Consider the following 20,781-nt stretch of genomic DNA (forward strand, 5'->3'; position numbering starts at 1 on the left):
CGGCACATCTTCAGGGTTGCGGTGCTTTCCCGGGACGGCCGCCGTACCGGTCCGGCCGGGCGGGCGGGAGCCGGCGCCTCCCAGGCCGCGGCGGTGAGGGCCGGGGCCGCCGCGATAGGGGTCGGCGGCGCGAGGGCGGGGCGGGACGCCGGATCGCCCGCCGGACGCCGGCCCCGGCCGTCCGGGGTGACGGGCGATCACCGCAATCCCAAAGGTGCCCCGCCGTCCGGGCTGCTGCCAGGCTTGCCGCAGAACCGGATCCGCCGGCACGGCCGTCGTGCCGGCGGCGTGGAACCCCGGTTCCGGCGACCGAGGGCGAGCCCCCTACCGGACTCCCCGATCACCCGTAACACGGATTCGGCCGGGCGGGCGGGAAGGCCGCCGGTGCCGGCGGACGTCGCCGCCACCGACGTCGCGACGCCGGGTGGGAGCCACGTGCCGCGGAACGGGGCGGCCGGCACCACGGCGGAGTGGACGGGAGGAGTGCTAACGCGGATGTGCCGCATATACGGATATTTCAATACGACGGCTTCGCCACACGAGCTGAGGACCGCCGAGGCGCTGCAACGCCACGGCGGACCCGACGGCGCGGGACTCGCGCGGGGCCCCGGCTACGCGCTGGGCAGCACCCGGCTCGCCATCATGGATCCCGGAGCCGGACGGCAGCCGTACGTCTCGCCCGACGGCACGATCAAGGTGGTCTTCAACGGCGAGATCTACAACCACGACGCGCTGCGCGAGGACCTGCGCGGGCGGGGGTTCACCTTCCCCGACCACTGCGACGGGTCCATTCTTCCCGCCCTCTACCGGGTGTACGGCGACGCCTTCGCCGAGCACCTCGACGGGATGTACGCGATCGCGGTGCTCGACCTGCGCGGCGCCCCCCGCCTGGTGCTCGCCACCGACGACGCGGGCATGAAGCCGCTGTACCACCGGTGGGACCCGGTGGGACGCACGCTGTACTTCTCGTCGGAGATCCCGTCCCTCCTCGCGTTCGAGGGGGTCTCCACCGCGGTCTGGGAACCGGGTCTCGACGCCTACCTCGCGACCAAGACCCCGTTCGGCGAGCAGACCATGTTCGCCGACGTCAGGGTGTTCCCCCCGGGCGTCACCGCGACCTGCGACGCGGCCGCGGGGCTGCGCCTGCGCGTCCGGGAGCGGACGGTGACGCCGCGGCCGGAGACCGGCTCCGACGGTCTCGCCGAGGTGGGCGGCGAGCTGCGGGACAGGCTCCGCCGGGAGGTGGATCTGCTGCTGACCGCCGACGTGCCGGTCGCCACCATCACCTCCGGCGGGCTCGACTCCAGCCTCGTCACCGCCCTCGCCGCGCGGCGGCCCGGGACCCTGCACACCTTCAACATCGCCTACCGGGGACGCTGGCCCGCCGACGAGCGCCACTACGCGCGCGAGGTGGCCGAGCGGGCCGGAGCCCGCTACCACCAGGTGGAGATCGACCCCGCGACGTTCCCCGACATGCTGGCCGACGTCGTGTGGCACCTGGGCCAGCCGAACGCCGACCCGATCACGCTCAGCACCTACGCCCTGTTCGGGGCGGTGCGGGACGCCGGGTTCAAGGTCGCGCTCAGCGGGGACGCCGCCGACGAGGTGTTCGGCGGCTACGACCGGATGCGGGCCGCCGCTGCCGCCGCCGAGGCGGGCGCCCCCTGGCGCCGGGCCTACCTCGACAGCCTCGGGGTCCTGCCCGCCGACCGGCGCGCGGGCCTGTACACCCGCGACTACGCGGCGCTGCTGCGCGAGGGGCCGCCCGCCGTCCCCGCGGAGGCGACGGAGCTGCTGGACCGCGGCGGCGGGACCGTGCTGCGGCGGATCACCGAGTTCGAGCTGCGCCACCGCCTGCCCGCCTACCACCTGCGCCGGGTGGACCACATGAGCATGGCGCGGTCGGTCGAGGTGCGCCTGCCGTACTGCCAGCGCGGCGTCGTCGAGCTGGGCCGGGCGCTGCCGGACGGGCTGCGGATCGGCGGCGGGCAGGTCAAGCGCGCGCTGTACGCCGCCGCCCGCGGCCTGCTGCCGGAGAGCGTGACGAACCGCGCGAAGCAGCCCTTCACCCTGCCGGTCACCGCGATGCTCGCGCCCGGCTGGCCCCTGTGGGAGTACGCCACGGACATGCTCGCCGGCGACCGGCTGCGCCCCGCCGGGCGGCTCGACCCCGCCGCGGTGCGGGACCTGTTCACCCGGCAGGCGGCGCGGCCGGACGACACCACGGCGCTGACGATCTGGGCGCTGCTCGTCCACGAGGTGTGGCTCGACCAGTTCCGCCTGGGAACGCGCCGGCAGGCGGAGGAGACGGAGATGGCGGCATGATCGGCCACCTCGCCTACGCGGCGGGAAGCCCCTGTCCCACACTGGTGCTCGACGCCAGGCATCTGCCCAGGCAGCGGGAGCCGCTGCTCGCCGCGCTCACCGAGGCCCGCCGCTGGCTGGCCGACGCGGGCGGGGCGCACGTGCTCAAGATCGCCCTGATCGAGCCCTCCGCGCATCCGCTGTTCGACCTCGACTACCGGTTCGTCCAGGCCCTGCCGGGCGACCCTTCCGGCTTCGACCTGCGGGGCTCGTGCGGGAACTCGGTGCTGTGCGCCATCACGGCGGCGGCGGAGACCGGCGTGCTGCCCAGGCTCGGACCGGGCATGCGGGTGCGGGTGAACGTCCTCAACAACGGCGACTGCCTGGCCTGCGAGGTCGAGGAGGTCGGCCGGGGGACGACCGGGTTCACGATGCACTTCCTGCACGCGCCGCCCAAACCCGTCTCCCGGCTGCTGCTGACCGGCCGGCCCACGACGGACCTGGACGTGGACGGCGAGCGGGTCGAGGTCTCCCTGGTGTCCGCGGGCAACCCGTACGTCTTCGTGTCCGGCTCCGGCGCGCGGATCTCCGGCGCCGACGAACTGTTCGGCGACGACCCGGAGCTGTTCGACCGCCTGGTGCGGATCCGCGGCGCGGCCGCGGCCCACCTGGGCTGGCCGGCCGAGAGCGTGTTCCCGAAGGTGGCGGTCACCGTCCCGGCCGGGGGCGGGCGGATCGCGGTGCGCGCGGTGTCGGTGCCGACCTGGCATCCCACGCTGGCGCTGACCGGCGCGGCGTGCCTGGGGGCGGCGATCGGGATCCCCGGCACCGTCCCGTGGCTGGCCGCGAAGGAGGCCCGGTACGACGGCGGCGCGATCCACGTCGACACCCCCGGCGGGAGCGTCGACGTCCTGGCGGCCGTGCGCCTGCGCGACCGGGAACGCGAGATCGCCTGGATCACCGTCGGCAACCGCCGGGTCGCCTTCCACGGCTCGTTCCTCATCGAGTCGCTTGCCCATTTCCAGTTCAAGGAGACTGTCGAATGTCTGTCGGTGTCAGCGTGATCGAACCGGGCCCGGTGCTGGAGACGCTTCTCCACTCCGCGGCCCGGACCGCCGTCAGCGGATGGCCGGACGAGCAGGCGCTGGCCGAACTCCGCCGCTCGGGGCTGCTCGCCACCGCGGTGCCCGTGGAGTACGGGGGCGCGGGCGGGGACGCGGCCACGGTCAACTCGGTGGTCGAACGGGTCGCCCGGGTCAATCCGTCGGTGGCGATCATCCTGTTCCAGCACTTCGCCGTCACCATGCGCGTCGTCGAGTGGGGCGGCGCCGAGCAGAAGGCCGCGCTGCTGCCCGCGTTCGCGTCCGGCGAGTGCCTGGCCGCCTCGGCGTGGAGCGAGCGGGGCGCCGGCGCCGCCAAGAAGAACATCTCCACGACGGGCGTCCGGACGCCCGACGGCCGCTGGCGGCTCAACGGCGCCAAGTCGTTCACCACCGGGGCCGGGGTGGCGGACATCTACCTCGTGCTCGCGACGACCGCCGCCGCGCACGACGACCGCTCCGGCGAGGGCGCCCAGACCGGCCGGAACGGCCAGGGCGTTCACAGCGGCCAGGACGGCCGGAACGGCCAGGACGTTCACGCCGGTCAGGACGGTCTGTACGGCTCCGCGGGCCAGTCCTTCTTCCTGGTGCGGGGCGACAACCCCGGCCTGGAGGTGGACCGGTCGCTCGACCTGGCCGGCATGCGGGGGTCGGCGACCGGTTTCGTGAACCTGCGCGACTGCGAGGTCCCCGACGAGGACCGGCTGGGCCCGCTGGGGCAGGCGCCGGCCATCATCGCCGCCGTCCGCGAGACCGGCGCGACCCTCGGCGCGGTGTCGGTCGGCATCGCGCAGGCGGCGCTGGACGTCGCGATCGACCACGCCCGTAGGCCGGGACCGCTCGGCACGCAGGCCGCCAGGCAGCGGCTCGCGGAGCTCAGCGCCCAGGTGGAGGCGGCCCGCGCGATCGTCGACAGCGCGGGACGGAGGCTGTCGGCCACGCCCGGCACGGTCACGCTGCAGAGCAAGCTCTTCGCCTCCGCCACGGCCGAGCAGGTCTGCCTGGAGGTGGCCCGCATGCTCGGGTCCACCGCGTACGTGGTGGGCCACCAGCTCAACCGCTTCATCGCCGACGCCCGCGCGGTGGCGCTGATGGGGCCGACCAACGACCTGTGCCGGGACCTGATGGCGGCGTCATGGACGAACTGAGGACACGCCCCGACCTGGTGGTGACCGGCGGCCGCGTCGTCACCCCCGCCGGGGTGCGCCCGGCGACCGTCGTCGTGACCGGCGGCCGGATCACCGCCGTGCTCGACGCCGGGGGAGACGATGACGGAGACAGGGGCGGCGGGGGAGGCGGCGTGCCGCCGGACGTCCCCCGGGTGCGGGCGGACGGCTGCTACGTCCTGCCGGGGCTGATCGACTCGCACGTGCACTTCCGCACGCCCGGCCTGGAGCACAAGGAGGACTGGGCCCACGGGAGCCGCGCCGCCGTCGCGGGCGGCGTGACGACCGTCATCGACATGCCGAACACGGTGCCGCCGACCCTCGACCCGGAGACGCTCGTCGCCAAGGCCGAGCTGGTCGCCGGGACGTCGCTGGTCGACTACCGGTTCCACATGGGGGCCGACCCTCACCGCCCCGGGCTGCTCGCCCGCCTCGACCCCGCGATCGCGACGACCGCCAAGGTCTTCATGGCGGGCCACCACACCGCGCCGACCGTGGTCAGGGATCCGGCCGCGCTGGAGAAGATCTTCGCGGCCGCCGCGATCGGCGGTGTGCAGCTGCTTCTGCACGCCGAGGACGAGTCCATCTTCACCCTGCTCGACCGGTGGAAGGGGGAGCCGCGCTCCTACCTCGACTACGAGCGGCGGCGGCCGCGCAGCGGCGGCATCTCCGCGGTGGCGCGCGTCCTCGAACTGGTCGGCCGGTACGGCACCGCGGCCCACATCCTGCACCTGTCCAGCGCCGAGGAGGCCGACCTGGTCACCGCGGCGCGGGCCGCCGGGCTGCCGGTCACGTTCGAGGTGACCGGCCACCACCTGTCGTTCACCGACGCCGACACGAGCCGGCTGGGCGCCAGGATCCGGCTGTCACCGGCCATTCGCGCCCAGACGGACCAGGACAGGCTGTGGGAGGCGCTGCTGGGGGGCGAGGTCGCCTGCCTCGGCAGCGACCACGCCCCGCACACCGTCGAGGAGAAGACCCGGCCGGTCGCGGACGCCCCTCCCGGGCTGCCCGGCGTGCAGGAGCTCGCCGTGGCCGTGTGGACCGGCATGCGGCGGCGCCGGCCGGACGAGGACCCCGACGTGGCCGTCATGCGCCTGGCCGAGCACCTCTCCGCCAAGCCGGCCGAGCTGTTCCGGCTGCCGGGCAAGGGCCGGCTGGAACCGGGCGCCGACGCGGACCTGGTGGTCTTCGACCCCGCCGCGCCCTGGATGCTCTCCGCGCACGATGTGCGGTCCAAATGCGGCTGGTCGGCGTACGAGGGGTGGACGATGACCGGCCGGGTGCTCACCACGATCAGGGGCGGGCAGGTGGCCTGGGACGCCGAACGGGGCGTCTTCGGCCGCCCCGGGGGACGCTGGCTGTCCGCCGCCGCACAGGACCCGCCGCGTACGGAGGTCGTGACACGGGAGCCGTCCCGCGAGGCGGGGGAGCGGGAGGTGACCTCCGCGTGATGCTCAAGGGGATACACCCGAACATCAAGCTCCGCATCGGCATCGGATTCGTCCAGCGCCTGCTGGACATGATGCTCATCCCGCTGATGATCATCCACTTCTCCGCCCTGTACGGCCCGGCCACCGCCGGCCTGATGACCGTGGTGGCCGCCGGAGTCGCGATCGCGTGCACCTTCCTCGGTGGCTACCTGTCCGACGCGCGCGGGCGCCGCCGCACGATGCTCGTCAGCGAGGTGGGCTGCTTCGTCGCGGCCGTGTGCCTGGCGCTCGCCAACTCCCCGTGGTGGGAGTCGGGCATCGCCACGTACCTCTTCTACCTGGTCAACACGGCCCTGATCAGCGTGGTCCGGCCGGCCAGCGACGCCATGATCATCGACGTGTCCACCCCGGAGACGCGGCCCAGGATCTACGCGGTCAACTACTGGGCGACGAACGTGGCGTTCGTGGTGGGCTCCCTGCTCGCCGGTTTCCTCTACGGCGGGCACTTCTTCCTCATCCTGGCCGCGGCGGCCGTGCTCTCCGGCGGGGTCGCCGTGGTCACCTGGCGCTGGATCTCCGAGACCAGACCGGTCCCCGCCGGGACCGCCGGGACCGCCGGGGAGACCGTCACCGGGGCCGGCGGAGGGACGGCCGGAGGGACGGACGCCGGGACCACCGCCGGAACCGCGGGCGAAACCACCGGGGAGACCGCCGCCGGGGCCGCGGGCGGGCCGGGGACCGGGCGGTCCGGCTGGCTGCTGCCGCTGCTGCGGGGCTACGCCGCCGTCCTGCGCGACCGCGTCTTCGCCCGCTTCTTCCTCTCGATCCTCCTGTTCACCTGCATCCAGGTGCAGCTCGCCAACTACATCGGGGTACGGCTCAGCCAGGAGTTCCCGCCGCAGCGGCTCTTCGACGTCGGCCCGTGGGCGCTGGACGTCGACGGGGTCAACATGTTCGGCATCCTGCGGGCCATCAGCACCTTCGTCGTCGTCTGCCTCGCGCTGTCCGCGACGACGATCTTCAGGCGGCTCACCGACGGGCAGCGGATCGGCGGGGGCACCATCGTCGTCACCGCCGGATACATGGTGCTGGCGGTGAGCAACGACCCCGGGGTGCTGATCACCGCGACGGTGGTGTTCGCGCTCGGGGAGATCATGACCTCCCCGACGCGCCAGGCGCTGCTGGCCGACGTGGTCCATCCCGACGCGCGCAGCATGTACATGGCCGTCTACCAGCTGCAGTTCCGGCTCGCCGCGGTGGCCGGCTCGCTGTGCGTGACGCTCGGCACCTTCGTCCCCCCGGCCGCGATGAGCGTTCTGTACGGGGTCTTCGGCGCCGCGTCGTGCCTGCTGATCCTGTCGGTGCTGCGGGCACGGGCCGCGGGCGCGCGGCCGGAGGCCGTACCGCACGCGACCGGAGACCGGGCCGAGGCCGTACCGCACGCGACCGGAGACCGGGCGGAGACCGCATCGCGCACGGACGGCGAGGCGGGGGAGGCCGCGGCGGGCGAGGACGGCGACCGGGCCGAGGCCGTACCGCAGGCGGACGGCGACGCGGGGGAACCGCACACCCGACACGCGACATCAGGGAGCAGGCGATGACCCAGGACAGGACGCTGCTGTTCATCGGCGCCACCACGCGCGCACTCCGGACGGCGAAGGAGTTCGGCCTCGGCGTCGTCCTCCTCCAGCACCCGAACAAGTTCGAGGCCGAACAGGCCGCGCTCGCCGACGTGACGTTCGTCGCCGACTACACCGACTGGTCCGCGGTGCGGCCCCTGGCGCAGGTCGCGCGCGAACACTGGGGCGTCACGGCCGCGCTCGCCCTGACCGACCCGGCGCTGGACGCCCTGGGCCGGGTCAACGACCTGTTCGGCCTCGGCGGCACCGGCTACGAGGTCTGCCGGAGATTCCGGGACAAGTACGAGATGCGCCGGCGGCTGGCGGCCCACGGCGCGCCGACGATCGGCGCCGAGCCGCTGGAGAGCCGGGAGGACCTGACCTCCTTCGGCGACCGGTACGGCTACCCGTTCATCGTCAAGCCCACCGACGCGGCGGCCGGCATCGGCGTCTTCCGCGTCGACGGCCCCGACGGCCCGGACGGGGTGGACGCGGCGTGGCGGCGAGTGCTCGGCCTGCGGGAGACCGGGGTGGACCGCGGCTGCGGCTACCTGTTCCCGCTCACCGGCTTCATCATGGAGGAGTACGTCGACGGCCCCGAGTTCAGCGTCGAGGCGTTCAGCTTCTCCGGCCGCCACGTCGTGGTCGCCGTCACCGAGAAGCTCACCTCCGACGCCCACTTCGCGGAGCTGGGCCACACCGTCCCCGCCCGGATCACCTCCGCCGAGGAGGACCTGGTCGCGGCCGCCGCGACCGGCTTCCTCGACGCGATGGGGCTCACCGACGGGCCCAGCCACACCGAGATCCGGATCGGGCCGCGCGGCCCGATCGTCATCGAGTCGCACAACCGGATCGGCGGCGACCGGATCACCGACCTCGTGGAGGCGGTGTACGGGATCGACCTGATCGCCTACGCCGTCGGCCACCCCTTCGGACTGGTCGAGGAACCGGCCGGACGGCCCACGCCCCGCGGCGGCGCGGCCGTGCGGTTCCTGGACGCCGGACCGGGCCGGGTGACGGCCGTCGACGGCCTGGACGAGCTGCGCTCCCGCCCCGACGTCATCGCCGCCGACGTGTTCGTGAAGGTCGGCGACGTCGTCGGGCCGGTGCTCGACAACAACGACCGGCTCGGCCTGGTCGCCGCGACCGGCCCCGACGGCGACGCCGCCGTCAAGCTGTGCGAGGAACTGCTGGAGAACACCCTGAACGTGCAGGTGGTGAACCCGTGAGCATTGTCATCCTGGACCGGGCCGTCGGCCCGCTCCCGCCGTACGCGGACTGGCTGCGCGACAGCGGCCGGCCGCTCGTCCTGCTGACCGGACGATCCCTGGCGGAGGTCCCCGCCGGCGACTACGAACAGGTGGAATGCCTCCCCGGCTACGCGACGTCCACCGAGGCGGACAGGTTCGTGCTCGGCCTCGCCGAAAGCACCGCCGTCGCGGCGCTCGTGGCGACCGCCACCGAGGACCTCGTCAGGGCCGGCGCCCTGCGGGAGTGCCTGGGCGTCGCCGGGCAGGGCAGGGACGACGCCCTGGCGTTCGCCGACCCCGTGACGACCCGGCGGCTCCTGGCCGAGGCGGGTGTCCCCGCCGTCGGGCGCGAAGCCGTGAACCGGATCTCCGACCTCTACTGGCACGCCCACCGCTGGGGGTACCCGGTGCGGGTCCGGGAGCGCAAGACGTCCGGCTGGCCCACGACCGCGGTCCTGCGCGACGAAGCGGACGTGCGCGCCTACACCCGCGGCGGCCTGGCCCCCGACCTGGTGTCCGTGCCCGCCCTGATGGCCGAGCCGATGACGGACGGCGAACGCCGCCGCCTCGTCGTCACCGGCGGCACGGCGTGCGGCTCCGAGACCCCCGGCCTGGCGGCCGTCGTGGATGCCGCGCTGGCGGCGCTGCCGACGACGGACGGCTGCCCGTACCTCGTCGAGGCGGTCCGCGACGGCGACGGGCGGTGGCTGGTCGACACCGTCGCCGTGGACATCCCCGTGGACGCCGACGGCGACGACCGCCGCGCGGCGGTCCGGGTGCAGGCAGGGCTCGTCCCCGACAACCTGGAGATGATCCGATGAGCGTCCTGATCATGCACCACCGCGGCACCCTCGCCGCCCACGCCTACGACAGGTGGCTCTCCGACTACGAGGGGGACGTCCTGCTGCTGGCGTCCAAGGAGCACCTCGGCTGGGTCGGCGAGGAGCTGCCCACCGGGGAGACCGGCTACAGCCACATGGAGGCCCTGGACGACTACGAGGTCGGCGGCGTGCTGGAGGCCCGCGTCCTCGACCTCGCCAGACAGTACGGCGTGACCCGCCTGTTCACCTGCCAGGAGCACGACCTGGAGCGGGCCGCCCAGCTCCGCGAGATCCTCGGCCTGCCCGGCCAGACGTTCTCCAGCGCGCTGCCGTTCCGCAACAAGCTCCTGATGAAGGAGACCGTCCAGGCCGCCGGCATCGAGGTCGCGGCGCACCGCGGCGTCGAGTGCGCCGGGGACCTCGTCTCCTTCGCGCGGGAGCACGGCTTCCCCGTGGTCGTCAAACCCCGCGACGGGGCGGGCTCCATCGGCGTCACGGTGCTCCGCTCACCCGAGGAGCTCGACGCGTTCGTCGCCGAGAGGCTCGACGTCTACGGGCCGCTCCAGTCGAACCTGATGGTGGAGGCGTTCGTGCCCGGCGCGATGTGCCACGTCGACGGGCTCGTCGTGGACGGCCGCGTCGCCCTCGCCTGGCCGTCGCAGTACCTGTTCACGCTGGCGTCCTTCAAGGAACTGCGCGGCGGCAGGCACGACGTCACGCTCGACCGCGACGACCCGCTGGCGCGGCGGCTGCTCGACTTCACCGACCGGGTGCTGGACGCCCTGCCCTCCCCGCGCAACTTCACCTTCCACGCGGAGGTGTTCCACACCCCCGACGACCGGCTCGTCCTGTGCGAGATCGCCTGCCGTACCGGGGGCGCCCAGACGCGGGGCGTCATCAAGACCATCTTCGGCGCCGAGCTGAACGAGTGCTGGGTGCGCGCGGAGGCCGGCCTGCCGCTGCCGATCGACATCGGCCCCGAACGGCCCGAGCCGGTCAAGATGACCGGGCAGCTGCTCCTGTCGCGCCGGCCGGGCAAGGTCGTCGAGCTCCCGGGGGAGCCGCCGTTCCCCTGGGTCGAGGAGTACAAGATCTCCGTCGAGCGCGGGGAGGTCATGCGGGTCTCCCGCTACTCCGCCGACGTCATGTGCTGCTTCCTCGTCTCCGGACCGGACCGGGCGACCGTCCAGGACCGGCTCCAGGAGCTGGAGGACTGGTTCCTGGACGGGCTCGTCCTGGAGGAACTGGAGGATCTGCCCGAGGACGGGACCCCTGCCGTCCCGGAGACGAGCCGGAGCCGGTCGTGACGGGCCCGAGCGTGGTGGTGGCCGGCGGTGGCATCGGCGGGCTCGCCCTGGCCGTCGCCCTGCGCGGCGCCGGGCTCGGCGTGACGGTCGTCGAGCGTACGGCGCGCATCGCCGAGGCCGGCTCCGGCATGGTGCTCTACCCCAACGCGATCACCGCCCTGGACGCCATCAGCCCCCGCCTGGGCCGTGCCGTGCGCGCGGCCGGGCACGAGGCCGTCCCCGGCGACACCAGGCCGACGCTGACCTCCGGCGGCACGACGCTGGCCATCGACGCGATCGGGGAGCTCACCCGCCGCTTCGGCGCCCCGCAGGTGACCCTGCTGCGCTCGGCACTGCAGCACGCGCTGCTGGACGAGGCCCTGGCCTGCGGCGTCGACCTCCGTACGGGCGTCCGCGTCGAGGACCACGCCGACCGCGGCGGGCACGTCGACGTGATCCTGTCCGACGGCTCCGTCCTGACCGCGGACGTCCTCGTCGGCGCGGACGGCGTCCGCTCCGGCGTCCGCCGGCGCCTGTTCGGCGACAGCCCGCTCCTCTACCGCGGCTACACCTCGGTGCGGGGCAGGACGAGAGGGTGCGGCGCCCACCCCAACGGGTTCATCGCCAGCGGCGACGGCGTCGACCTGTTCGCCGGACCGATCGGCGGCGGGCACCTGTACTGGGCGGCCAAGATCGTCGCGCCGTCCGGGGTGTGGCCCGCGATGGGCCCGGCGGCCGCGATGCCGGCCCTCCTGGACCTGCTCGACGGGTGGCACGACTCCATCGTGGAGATCATCCGCGACGCCGACGCCGACGGGATCGTGGTGACCGACATCGTGGACCGCGACCCCATCCCGTGCTGGACCTCGGGCCGGGTGGCACTGCTCGGCGACGCCGCCCACCCGATGACCCCCGGGGTCGGGCAGGGCGCCGGCATGGCGCTGGAGGACGCGGCGGTCCTCGCCCATCACCTGCGGACGTGCCCCGACGTGCCGGCCGCGCTGGAGGCGTACTCGGCGGCCCGCGCGCCCCGCGCGGCGGACGTGGTGCTGCGGTCACGGCGCACGGGACGCGTGGACAGGGAGTCGGGCGCGGGCGAGGCGTCGGGCGCACCCCGGGACTTCAGCACCCAGGACGAGGGGCCCATGACGCTGTTCGGGTGGCGGCCCCCGGGCCACGTCGGGCCCGTCGCCGAACCTGTTTCCGAGCCCGTCGCCGAGTCCGTCCCGGTGTGACGCGCGTGACATGTGCGGCACGCGCCTCATGCGTGCCGCACATGTCATCCGTCATCCGAAACGGCGGATGCGGCGGATGCGGCGGATGCGGCACACGGAAACGTGACGCACGAGAAAGCGGCCGGACGTCATGTCCGGCCGCTTCACCGATTGCACAGCTTTCGCGGGCTGCACAGATTTCACGGATTTCGCGGAGAGTGCGGGGAGACGGCGGGCGCCGCCGCCTCCCCGGAAACGCCCGACGGTCCTCGCGGAACGGCTCGAAGCGGTTCTTCGGCGGATCACATGGGGACGGAGGTCGTGAGACCGCCGTCCACCGCGAGCTCCTGGCCGGTGATGTAGGAGGAGCGGGGCGACAGCAGGAACAGCGCGGCGTCCGCGACGTCCTCGGCCGCGCCCAGCCGGCCCAGCGCCACCTGCGCGCGGCACGCCTCCTGCGCCTCGGGGGTGTTGGAGATCCCCTCGAACATCTCGGTCACGATGTAGCCGGGGCTGATCGCGTTGACCCGGATGCCCTTGGCCGCCAGGTCGGGGGAGAGGGTGCGGACCAGGTTGATGACCGCGGCCTTGGTCGCCGCGTACACCGAGGTGAACGCCAGGCCGCGGTGGGCCAGCCAGGAGCCGTTGATCACGATCGCGCCGCCGTCGCCCATCAGGGCCGCCGCCTTGGCGATGGTGAAGTACACGCCCTTGAAGTTGACGCCCACCAGGGCGTCGAAGCCCTCCTCGGTGACACCGGCGCTGGGGGCGAAGTCGGCGATCCCCGCGTTGGCGAAGACGCCGTCCAGCCGGCCGAACCGCTCCCCGATGAGGGAGAAGAGCCGGTCGAGGTCCTCGGTGCGGGAGACGTCGGCCGCCACGGCCAGGACGCGGTCACCCGCGCCGAGCTCCTCGACCGCCTTGTCCAGGCGCTCCTGGCTGCGACCGGCGATCACGACCTGCGCGCCCGCCGCCAGGAGCTTCTGCGCCGTGGCGAGGCCCATGCCGCTGCCGCCACCGGTGATGAGAACTGTTCTGTTCGCAAACTCCGTCATGCGGTCAGAATCACACGCGGGTGCTTCCGCGACATCCTCGGAATTGCGCTCCTCCTTCTTCCGGAGCGCCTTTCTCGATCGTCTTTACGGCGGCATGCCGCGCCTCCTTTCCGGTCCGCCGGATCCCCGTCCTTCCGGGTCCGCCAGGCAGCATTCCAGAAGATGCCCGGTGTAATTCCGGATGTGACGCTGTAGCGGATAGAGCAGCGGACCGCCCGTCTCACGGAGAAGGGCGGGCGCCCCGGCCGGCCGTACGGGACCGGCGGGCGACGACGGATCGCTGAAGGAAATCTTGAGCCGAGGAGGCGCTCCAATGGGTGATGTGGCAAAGACCCGTGCGGTGGTGCTCGGTGGAAGCCTCGCTGGGCTGTTCGCGGCCCGGGTGCTCGCCGACGCCTATGACGAGGTGCTCATCGTCGACCGCGACGTCCTGATCGGAGTGGAGGGGCCGCGCCGGGGTTGCCCGCAGAGCCGCCACATCAACGGACTGCTGGCCCGCGGCCAGCAGGTCATGGAGGAGCTGTACCCGGGGATCACCGAGGAGCTGTTCGCCGACGGCGTGCCCACCGGCGACCTCGCCGGGAACGTCCGCTGGTACTTCCACGGCAAGCCCATCAAGCAGCAGCACGCCGGCCTGGTGTGCGTGGCCGCCAGCCGTCCCAAGCTGGAGCACCACATCCGTGAGCGGACCCGGGCGCTGACCAACATCGCCTTCGCCGAGCGGCACGACATCCTCGGCCTGGAGACCACGCCCGACAACAGCCGGGTCACCGGCGTGCGGGTGCAGCCGCTGGAGGAGGAGGGCGCCGGCGAGAAGGTCATCGACGCCGACCTCGTGGTCGACGCCACCGGCCGTGGCTCGCGCACCCCCATCTGGCTGGAGGCCCTGGGCTACGCCCGGGTCGAGGAGGAGCGGACGAAGATCGGTCTGGGCTACGTCACCCAGCACTACCGCCTGACCGCCGACCCCTACCACGGCGACCTGTCCATCAACCCGGTCGCCTCGCCCGAGCTGCCCCGCGGCGCCATCTTCACCAAGACCGACGGCGACCGGGTCGAGCTGACCACCTACGGCATCCTGGGCGACCACCCGCCGACCACCCAGGAGGGCCTGTACGAGTGGATCAAGTCGCTCGCGGTGCCCGACATCTACGACGCCCTGCAGCACGCCGAGCCGCTGGACGAGCCGGTGGCGTTCCGCTTCCCCACGACCCTGCGCCGCCACTACGAGAAGATGACCCGCTTCCCCGACGGCCTGCTGGTCACCGGCGACGCGGTGTGCTGCTTCAACCCGGTGTACGCCCAGGGCATGACCGTCGCCGCGCTCAGCGCGCTGGTCATCCGCCAGCACCTGCACACCGGCGCGGCCCCCGACCCCTTCCAGTACTTCTCCGACCTGTCGCGCAACGTCATCGACCAGCCGTGGGAGATGACCCACACCGTGGACCTCAGCTTCCCCGGCGTCGAGGGGCAGCGCACCCCGCAGCTCCGCGCGGCCCAGGCGTTCCTGAACCTGGTGCAGACCGCCGCCACCCGCGACGGCGTGGTCGCCGCCGCCTACATGCGCGGCGCCGGCCTGATCGACGGTCCCGAGGCGCTGATGCGGCCGAAGATGCTCGCCCGCATCCTGTGGAACGCCCTGCCCTGGGGCAAGCCGGCCGCGCAGCCGCGCCGCAGCCCGTCCACGCCGGCGGAGAAGCCCAAGGCGTCGGTGTCGTGACCGCCTCCCCGGTGACGGCCGCCGTCTTCACCGGGCGGCCGGTCCATGAGCTGGTACGGCGGCACGCCCGGGCGACCCCCGACGCGGTCGCCGTCACCGGGGAGGGACGAGGAGTCTCCTACCGCGACCTGCTGCGGCGGGCCGACGCGGTCGCCGGCGTCCTGCGGGACGCCGGCGGGGTGCGCGGCCTGCCGGTGGCGGTGCGGATGGACCCGGGACCCGGCCTGGCGGCGGCGGCGCTCGGCGTCCTCGCCGCCGGCGGCCACCTGCTCTGCCTCGACACCTCCGAGGCGGGCGGGCGCAGCAGGGCGGTCCTTGAGGACCTGCGGCCGGCGTTCCTGCTGCTCGACGGGGCCGCCCCGGCCGGGGACGACCTCCTGACCTGGTACCGCGACGCCCTGGGCGGAACGGTCCTGGACGCCGGGCCGTCCCCGGGCTCCGCGGCGTCACCCGTGCCGTCACCGGGAACAGGCGGGGATGTCCGGACCGGTGCGGACGCGGACCTCGTGGCGGGGGAGACCCCGGAGACGGCGGACGCGGCGGGCGGCCACCCGGACGGGCGGGCGGACGACCGGCTGGACGGGTGGATGTACGTCACCTACACCTCCGGCTCCACCGGCCGTCCCAAGGGCATCCCCCAGACCCACCGTGGCTTCGCCCAGTTCATGGACTGGTTCGCCGCGGAATTCCGGATCGGCCCCGGAGCCAGGGTGGCCCAGTGGGCGGCGCCCGGCTACGACGCGAGCCTGGTGGAGATGTTCGCCCCGCTCACCTCGGGCGCGACCCTCTGCCCGGTCCCGGCGAAGCTGCGGGCCAACCCGGAGAAGCTCGCCGCCTGGCTCGCCTCCGAGGGCGTCACGCACCTGCAGACGGTCCCGAGCTTCGCCCGCCGCCTGCTGGAGGCCGTCACCGCCCCCGGCGCGCGGCCGCCCGCCTCGCTCGGCTGCCTCCTGCTGGCCGGGGAGGCGCTGACCGGCGAGCTGGCGGACGGCGTCCGCGCGGCGCTGCCCGCCGTACGGCTGGTCAACCTGTACGGCCCCACCGAGTCGATCCTGGCGGCCTGGCACGAGGTGACCGGGACGGAGGGCGACCGCGTCCCGATCGGCCGGCCCATCCCCGGCCGGGACATCCTGGTGCTGGACGGCCGGGACCGGCCCTGCCCCGACGGAGCCGTCGGCGACCTGGTCGTCCGCAGCCCGTACGTCACGCCGGGATACGTCGGCGCGGCGGCCGGGGACCTGTCGGGCTTCCGGCCGCCGCCGGGCGCGCACGGGCCGGACCGCTTCTACCGCACCGGCGACCGGGGACGCCGCACCGAGGACGGGCTGCTGGAGTTCCACGGCCGCCGCGACCACCAGGTGAAGGTCAACGGCGTCCGCCTCGAACTCGGCGACGTCGAGTCGGCGCTGGCCGCGCACGACTCGGTGGCCGAGTGCGCGGTGGTGGCCGTTCCCGGCAGACACCGGCAGGTCGCCGGCCTGGCCGCCTACATCGTGCCGCGCGACCCCGCGGCCGGCGACGCGACGCCGGCCGCCTGGCGGGCCGCCCTGCGCCGGTGGTTCGGCCGGGCCACGCCGCCCGTGACCTTCACCGTCGTCGGCCGCCTGCCGCGCACTGCCGGCGGCAAGGCGGACCGCGACACGCTGCGCCGCCTGGCGGCGATCCCCGAACCGCCCGCGCCCGGCCCTGGGCCGACGGCGAGACCCCGGCCCGACGACGCAACCCCCACCCCACGAAGCAAGCAGCACGCCGGCATGAGGAGCCAGGAGCAATGAGCGTTTCCGAGGTGCCAAGCCTGACCGCCGACATCACGAGCGACGGGCCGGACCGCGTCCCCCTGTCGTTCAACCAGGAGTTCCTGCGCGCGTTCGACAAGGGAGACGAGGAGGGGCCGTTCGGCCCCCGCTACACCATCGTCTGCGGCTGGCGGCTCACCGGGCCCCTCGACCCGGCCGCCCTGCAGCGGGCCCTGCACGACGTCGTCGCCCGGCACGAGGCCCTGCGCACCGAGATCCGCCGAGGCGAGGACGGCCACCAGCTGATCGCCCCGCCCGGCCTGGCGCGGCTCGACGTCCGCGACCTGTCCGGCCTCGCCCTCGCCGACCGCGAGCTGGCCGCCGAGCAGCTGCTCAACGAGGTCGAGGCCGAGCCGTACCCGATGAGCGACCTGCCGCTGCTGCGCGCCGTGGTCGGCCGGTTCGACGAGCGCGACGCGGTGCTCGCGCTGATGGCCCACCACACCGCCGTCGACGAGTGGTCGATGCGGGTCCTCATGCGCGACCTGGCCGCCCGGTACGCGGTCCGGAGCGGGCACGACGCCGAACTGCCCGATGTGCCGCAGTACCGCGACTACGTCGCCTGGGAGCGCTCCGGCGTGGACCCGCAGTGGCTGGGCAAGGCGCAGGCGTACTGGCGGGAGAAGTTGGACGGCGCCCACATGCTGGGCACGAGGACCGACCACCCCCACTCGGCCGGCCTGCCCAAGCTGACCGGCTGGCGGCGCTTCACCTTTCCCGCAGACGTCACCTCGGCCGTCCAGCGGATCGGCAAGGAGACCCGCTGCTCGCCGTTCATGGTGCTGCTCGCCGCCTACGTGCGGTTCCTCCAGGAGAAGACCGGGACCGACGACGTCGTCATCCCGACCTTCTCCTCCGGCCGGGGCCCGGCGCGGTTCCACGAGACCGTGGGGTCGTTCTTCAACTTCATGCCGCTGCGGACGGACCTGACCGGCTGCGACGACTTCCGCGACGTCGTCACCCGGGTCCGGACGAGCTGCGTCCAGGCCTACTCCCACGACATCCCGTTCGGCCAGGTCCTCCAGCAGGCCCCGGAGCTCATGCTGCCGGTGATGCAGGACGACATGGCCCTGGTCGCCTTCCAGGTGTTCCGGTCGCCGTTCCCCTCCGAGCGCGGCACCGCCGGGGATCTGGAGTACTCGGTGATCCGCAGGCGGCTGCTGTCGCAGCCGGTGGGCGGCGACATCCCGGACGGCGCGATGTGGCACCTGGAGCTCGAACCCGGCGGTGAGATCGTCGGTTCCATGGCCTACAACAGCAACCTCTTCGACCCCGCCACCATCGACGACATGGTGACGTCGTTCGGCGCCGCGCTGCGCCGCCTGGTCCTCCCCTCCGGCGAAGAGGGCTGACCCCGGCCCGCCCCGCCTTCCGGTGAGGAGGGCAGACCCCCGCCCTCCGCGCCCCCGCCGAGGAGGACCGATCCCGCCCTCCGCACTCCGGCACACCGCGCCGGGGCCGTCCATACGACGGCCCCGGCGCGTCCGCGCGCCCGGCTTCCCCACGAGATCGACCGGCCGGCCCGGCGTGCGGTAGGCCGGAGGCGTGACCGGCCGCTGACCGTACCCCCGGTGACCCGAAGGGCGAAGCCCATCCCTCGACCCCACCGCGTAGGGTCTCCTCCATGAAGGGCATGATCAAGATCCGTGAGGCGGGGCCCGGCGACGGGGACGTCCTCGGCGAGATCCACGCGACCTCCTGGGGCGTCTCGCACGGCCCGCTGTGCACGCCGGAGGTCGCCGCCGCCGGTGTCCAGGAGCGGCGCACCAAGTGGAACGCCATCCTGGCCGAGGACAGGGCGGAGGACGAGGACACGATCCTGATCGCGGTCATGGACGGTCGCCCGGGAGCCTTCGCCCGCTTCGGGGCCTCCTCCGATCCCGGTCTCGCGGAGATCCACACCTTCTTCGCCCACCCGGACGTCTGGGGCAGCGGTCTCGCGGCGGCCCTGCTGGTCGCCACACTGGGCCGGCTGAGGGAGGGCGGCTACGACCGCGTGCACCTGTGGACGCTCCGGGATTCACCCCAGGCGCGCCGTTTCTACGCCAAGCACGGTTTCGGCGAGACCGGCAGGCGACACGACCACGACTTCGGCGAGGGTCCTCCGATCGCCCTCATGGAGCTCGTGCGAACCGTGCCCGGCCCCGGTCTGTGACGCAGACCGCGCCTAGCCCGGTCTGTGACGAGCAGACCGGGTGACCGCCTCGGCGCACGGAAACCCGGCCCGTACGGTCAGGCGTCGGCCCGGGGACGCCGGGCGACGGTCAGCAGGTGGGCGCTGACCCCCAGGAGCGAGGGCACCGACTCCATCGACCGCTGGGCGTCGAGCAGGAGCCGACGACGTTCCGGGTCATCGAGCCAGTCGTCGACGTCTCCGTACAGCCAGAAGGCGCCTTCCAGCCCGTACCGCTCGGCGCCCGGGAGACCCGCGTCGGCGAACTCTCCGGGAATGTCCTCGGGGTCGTGGAGGTAGGCGGGGAAACCGTGGCCGGGGGAGACGATGTGCCCGTCCCGCACCGCCGCGTGCGCCGTCTCCCGCGGCTGCTCCTGGGCGTAGAAGCCGGTGAGGACCATGTCGTGCACGGCCGAGTGGCGGTTGATGGTCGCGGCGGCCACCGTGCCGCCGGGCCGTACCGCGCGCCGGGCCTCTGCCAGCGCCCGCACCCGGTCGGCGCGTTCGGTCAGGTGGTAGAGCGGGCCCAGGAGCAGCACCGCGTCCACGCTCGCGTCCGGCACCGGCAGTTCCCGCGCGTCACCCGGCCGCGCCGTCACCCCGGCCAGCTTCGAGGCCCGCTCCACGTGCAGGGGCACCGGGTCCAGCAGTTCGACGTCGTAGCCGTCGGCGGCCAGCCACTCGGCGTGCACCCCGGTGCCGCCGCCCACGTCCAGCACCCGGGCCGGAGCCGGGGGCAGCGTACGGCGCAGCACGTCCTGCGTCCGCCAGAGCTCCAGCCGGCCGTGCCCCGTACGAAGCCGGCCGTCCTCCCTGTCCTGCCCGTAGTAGGCGAGCAGCAGTTCCCTCGTCACAGCCATACTCGATCATGCTGTGCCCCGTTCGCCCCGGGCAAACGGTTTGTCCTCCGTCGCGTCACCTGACACTCCGGGCGCACCTCATGTCGCCGGGGTCATGCCCCCGAGAACACGATGCCGTTGCCGTCGGGGTCGGTCACGACGAGGATGCGTGAGGCGGTGACCTGCCGGACTCCGTGATCTATACCCTCACGTGTCAGCCTGTCGGCGAGGGCGTCCAGGTCGGACTCGTCCACGACCATCGTCGAACGTCCGGCGCGTTCGGCGTCCTCCCACAGCTGCACGCCGAAGTTCGGAGCCAGATGCCACTCGGCCATGCCGTCCATGGGCCGGGCGTCGGCGTCCCTGCCGAACAGCTTCGCATACCATCCGATGGCGCGTTCGAGGTCGACGATCGTCATCTGCGCGAGCAGTCGAGTCATGGCCATGCCTCACCGACTGCCCGTTCGCCGGCGCGTCATGCACGACGCGGTACGACCGGAGGCGGCCGGTGAGGGTCAGGAGGCGGGGAACCTCCTGACCGCGGCGGACAACCAGACGGCCAGCGCGGTGACGGCCATGACGGCGATGGCGATCAGCACGGGAAAGTACCAGCCTGGGAAAAGAGACCCGAGAACGACGTCGAGGGCGAAATAAAACAAGATCACGTAAGTGCTCAACAGAGCCAGCACGAGAGTGAACAGGTATGCCGTGCCGACGGCCGTGCACAGCACGAGGCCCCCGACGGTGGATCGACGGTTCAGCCGGCCACCCGATACGGCCAATACGGCCGCCTCGACGGCGAGGATGAGAGCGATGCCGAGCAACATTCTCCGCGCCGACGCGATCTCCCCGTCCAGCTGGCTCGGCAGCAGTGGATTTTCGTACATGGAGTCGAGCCCCGCCCGGACGGCCGACTGGAGTGCGATCAGGGTCACTCCGGCGTACAACACCGGCGCCGCCAGAGCACACAGCAGAGCGAGCGAGCGCTTCGGATGTCGAAGTTTC

Annotated in this window: 17 protein-coding genes; 13 read left to right on the forward strand and 4 right to left on the reverse strand. The window is 73.5% G+C overall.

Annotated features, from left to right (window positions below; genetic code table 11):
- Positions 1-495: 495 nt before the first annotated feature.
- The 9 genes from asnB to ACFYSC_RS19930 are packed head-to-tail and all read left to right on the forward strand — an operon-like array spanning position 496 to position 12,214.
- Positions 496-2,325 carry an asparagine synthase (glutamine-hydrolyzing) gene (gene asnB / locus ACFYSC_RS19890; RefSeq protein WP_389963403.1) on the forward strand — a complete coding sequence of 610 codons (1,830 nt, stop codon included), beginning with the start codon at positions 496-498 and terminating at the stop codon, positions 2,323-2,325.
- The gene (locus ACFYSC_RS19895) at positions 2,322-3,368 is read left to right on the forward strand and encodes a PrpF domain-containing protein (protein WP_362940980.1); all 1,047 of its coding nucleotides are present in this window, start codon (positions 2,322-2,324) and stop codon (positions 3,366-3,368) included. The genes asnB and ACFYSC_RS19895 overlap by 4 nt, the downstream gene beginning before the upstream one ends.
- Complete coding sequence (locus ACFYSC_RS19900; protein ID WP_389963407.1) at positions 3,347-4,552, forward strand: acyl-CoA dehydrogenase family protein; 1,206 nt, start codon at positions 3,347-3,349, stop codon at positions 4,550-4,552. Before ACFYSC_RS19895 ends, ACFYSC_RS19900 begins: the two co-directional genes overlap by 22 nt.
- Positions 4,540-6,024 (forward strand): dihydroorotase family protein, encoded by a 1,485-nt coding sequence (locus tag ACFYSC_RS19905; RefSeq protein ID WP_389963410.1) that lies wholly within the window; start codon positions 4,540-4,542, stop codon positions 6,022-6,024. Before ACFYSC_RS19900 ends, ACFYSC_RS19905 begins: the two co-directional genes overlap by 13 nt.
- The gene (locus ACFYSC_RS19910; protein WP_389963413.1) at positions 6,024-7,604 is read left to right on the forward strand and encodes an MFS transporter; all 1,581 of its coding nucleotides are present in this window, start codon (positions 6,024-6,026) and stop codon (positions 7,602-7,604) included. The genes ACFYSC_RS19905 and ACFYSC_RS19910 overlap by 1 nt, the downstream gene beginning before the upstream one ends.
- Positions 7,601-8,851, forward strand: coding sequence for an ATP-grasp domain-containing protein (locus ACFYSC_RS19915; protein ID WP_389963416.1), 1,251 nt, complete (start codon positions 7,601-7,603; stop codon positions 8,849-8,851). Before ACFYSC_RS19910 ends, ACFYSC_RS19915 begins: the two co-directional genes overlap by 4 nt.
- The gene (locus ACFYSC_RS19920; RefSeq protein ID WP_389963419.1) at positions 8,848-9,693 is read left to right on the forward strand and encodes a hypothetical protein; all 846 of its coding nucleotides are present in this window, start codon (positions 8,848-8,850) and stop codon (positions 9,691-9,693) included. Before ACFYSC_RS19915 ends, ACFYSC_RS19920 begins: the two co-directional genes overlap by 4 nt.
- Positions 9,690-11,000 (forward strand): acetyl-CoA carboxylase biotin carboxylase subunit family protein, encoded by a 1,311-nt coding sequence (locus tag ACFYSC_RS19925; protein ID WP_389963422.1) that lies wholly within the window; start codon positions 9,690-9,692, stop codon positions 10,998-11,000. Before ACFYSC_RS19920 ends, ACFYSC_RS19925 begins: the two co-directional genes overlap by 4 nt.
- On the forward strand, positions 10,997-12,214 hold the full coding sequence (locus tag ACFYSC_RS19930) for an FAD-dependent monooxygenase (protein WP_389963425.1): 1,218 nt from the start codon (positions 10,997-10,999) through the stop codon (positions 12,212-12,214). Before ACFYSC_RS19925 ends, ACFYSC_RS19930 begins: the two co-directional genes overlap by 4 nt.
- Positions 12,215-12,495: 281 nt before the next feature.
- On the opposite strand, the gene ACFYSC_RS19935 is transcribed toward ACFYSC_RS19930, so the two are convergent.
- The gene (locus tag ACFYSC_RS19935; protein ID WP_362940945.1) at positions 12,496-13,248 is read right to left on the reverse strand and encodes an SDR family oxidoreductase; all 753 of its coding nucleotides are present in this window, start codon (positions 13,246-13,248) and stop codon (positions 12,496-12,498) included.
- Positions 13,249-13,561: 313 nt separating this feature from the next.
- On the opposite strand from ACFYSC_RS19935, the gene ACFYSC_RS19940 reads away from it, so the two are divergent.
- The 4 genes from ACFYSC_RS19940 to ACFYSC_RS19955 all read left to right on the forward strand — a co-directional run bounded on the left by ACFYSC_RS19940 (position 13,562) and on the right by ACFYSC_RS19955 (position 18,919).
- Entirely contained in the window at positions 13,562-14,968 is a 1,407-nt protein-coding gene (locus ACFYSC_RS19940) for an FAD-dependent oxidoreductase (protein ID WP_389963428.1), read from the forward strand.
- A complete protein-coding gene (locus ACFYSC_RS19945) occupies positions 14,965-16,743 on the forward strand; it encodes an amino acid adenylation domain-containing protein (RefSeq protein WP_389963431.1) in 1,779 nt (592 codons plus the stop codon). The genes ACFYSC_RS19940 and ACFYSC_RS19945 overlap by 4 nt, the downstream gene beginning before the upstream one ends.
- Entirely contained in the window at positions 16,740-18,116 is a 1,377-nt protein-coding gene (locus ACFYSC_RS19950) for a condensation domain-containing protein (protein WP_389963434.1), read from the forward strand. Before ACFYSC_RS19945 ends, ACFYSC_RS19950 begins: the two co-directional genes overlap by 4 nt.
- A 272-nt stretch (positions 18,117-18,388) precedes the next feature.
- Positions 18,389-18,919, forward strand: a complete 531-nt coding sequence (locus tag ACFYSC_RS19955; RefSeq protein WP_389963437.1) for a GNAT family N-acetyltransferase — start codon at positions 18,389-18,391, stop codon at positions 18,917-18,919.
- A 77-nt stretch (positions 18,920-18,996) separates the two neighbouring features.
- On the opposite strand, the gene ACFYSC_RS19960 is transcribed toward ACFYSC_RS19955, so the two are convergent.
- The 3 genes from ACFYSC_RS19960 to ACFYSC_RS19970 form a co-directional block, all read right to left on the reverse strand.
- The gene (locus tag ACFYSC_RS19960; RefSeq protein ID WP_389963440.1) at positions 18,997-19,797 is read right to left on the reverse strand and encodes a class I SAM-dependent methyltransferase; all 801 of its coding nucleotides are present in this window, start codon (positions 19,795-19,797) and stop codon (positions 18,997-18,999) included.
- A 92-nt stretch (positions 19,798-19,889) separates the two neighbouring features.
- Positions 19,890-20,216 carry a VOC family protein gene (locus ACFYSC_RS19965; RefSeq protein WP_389963443.1) on the reverse strand — a complete coding sequence of 109 codons (327 nt, stop codon included), beginning with the start codon at positions 20,214-20,216 and terminating at the stop codon, positions 19,890-19,892.
- A gap of 75 nt (positions 20,217-20,291) precedes the next feature.
- Positions 20,292-20,711, reverse strand: coding sequence for a hypothetical protein (locus tag ACFYSC_RS19970; protein WP_389963446.1), 420 nt, complete (start codon positions 20,709-20,711; stop codon positions 20,292-20,294).
- Positions 20,712-20,781: the final 70 nt, after the last annotated feature.

The sequence above is a fragment of the Streptosporangium sp. NPDC004379 genome, from assembly GCF_042873875.1.
Taxonomy (GTDB): domain Bacteria; phylum Actinomycetota; class Actinomycetes; order Streptosporangiales; family Streptosporangiaceae; genus Streptosporangium.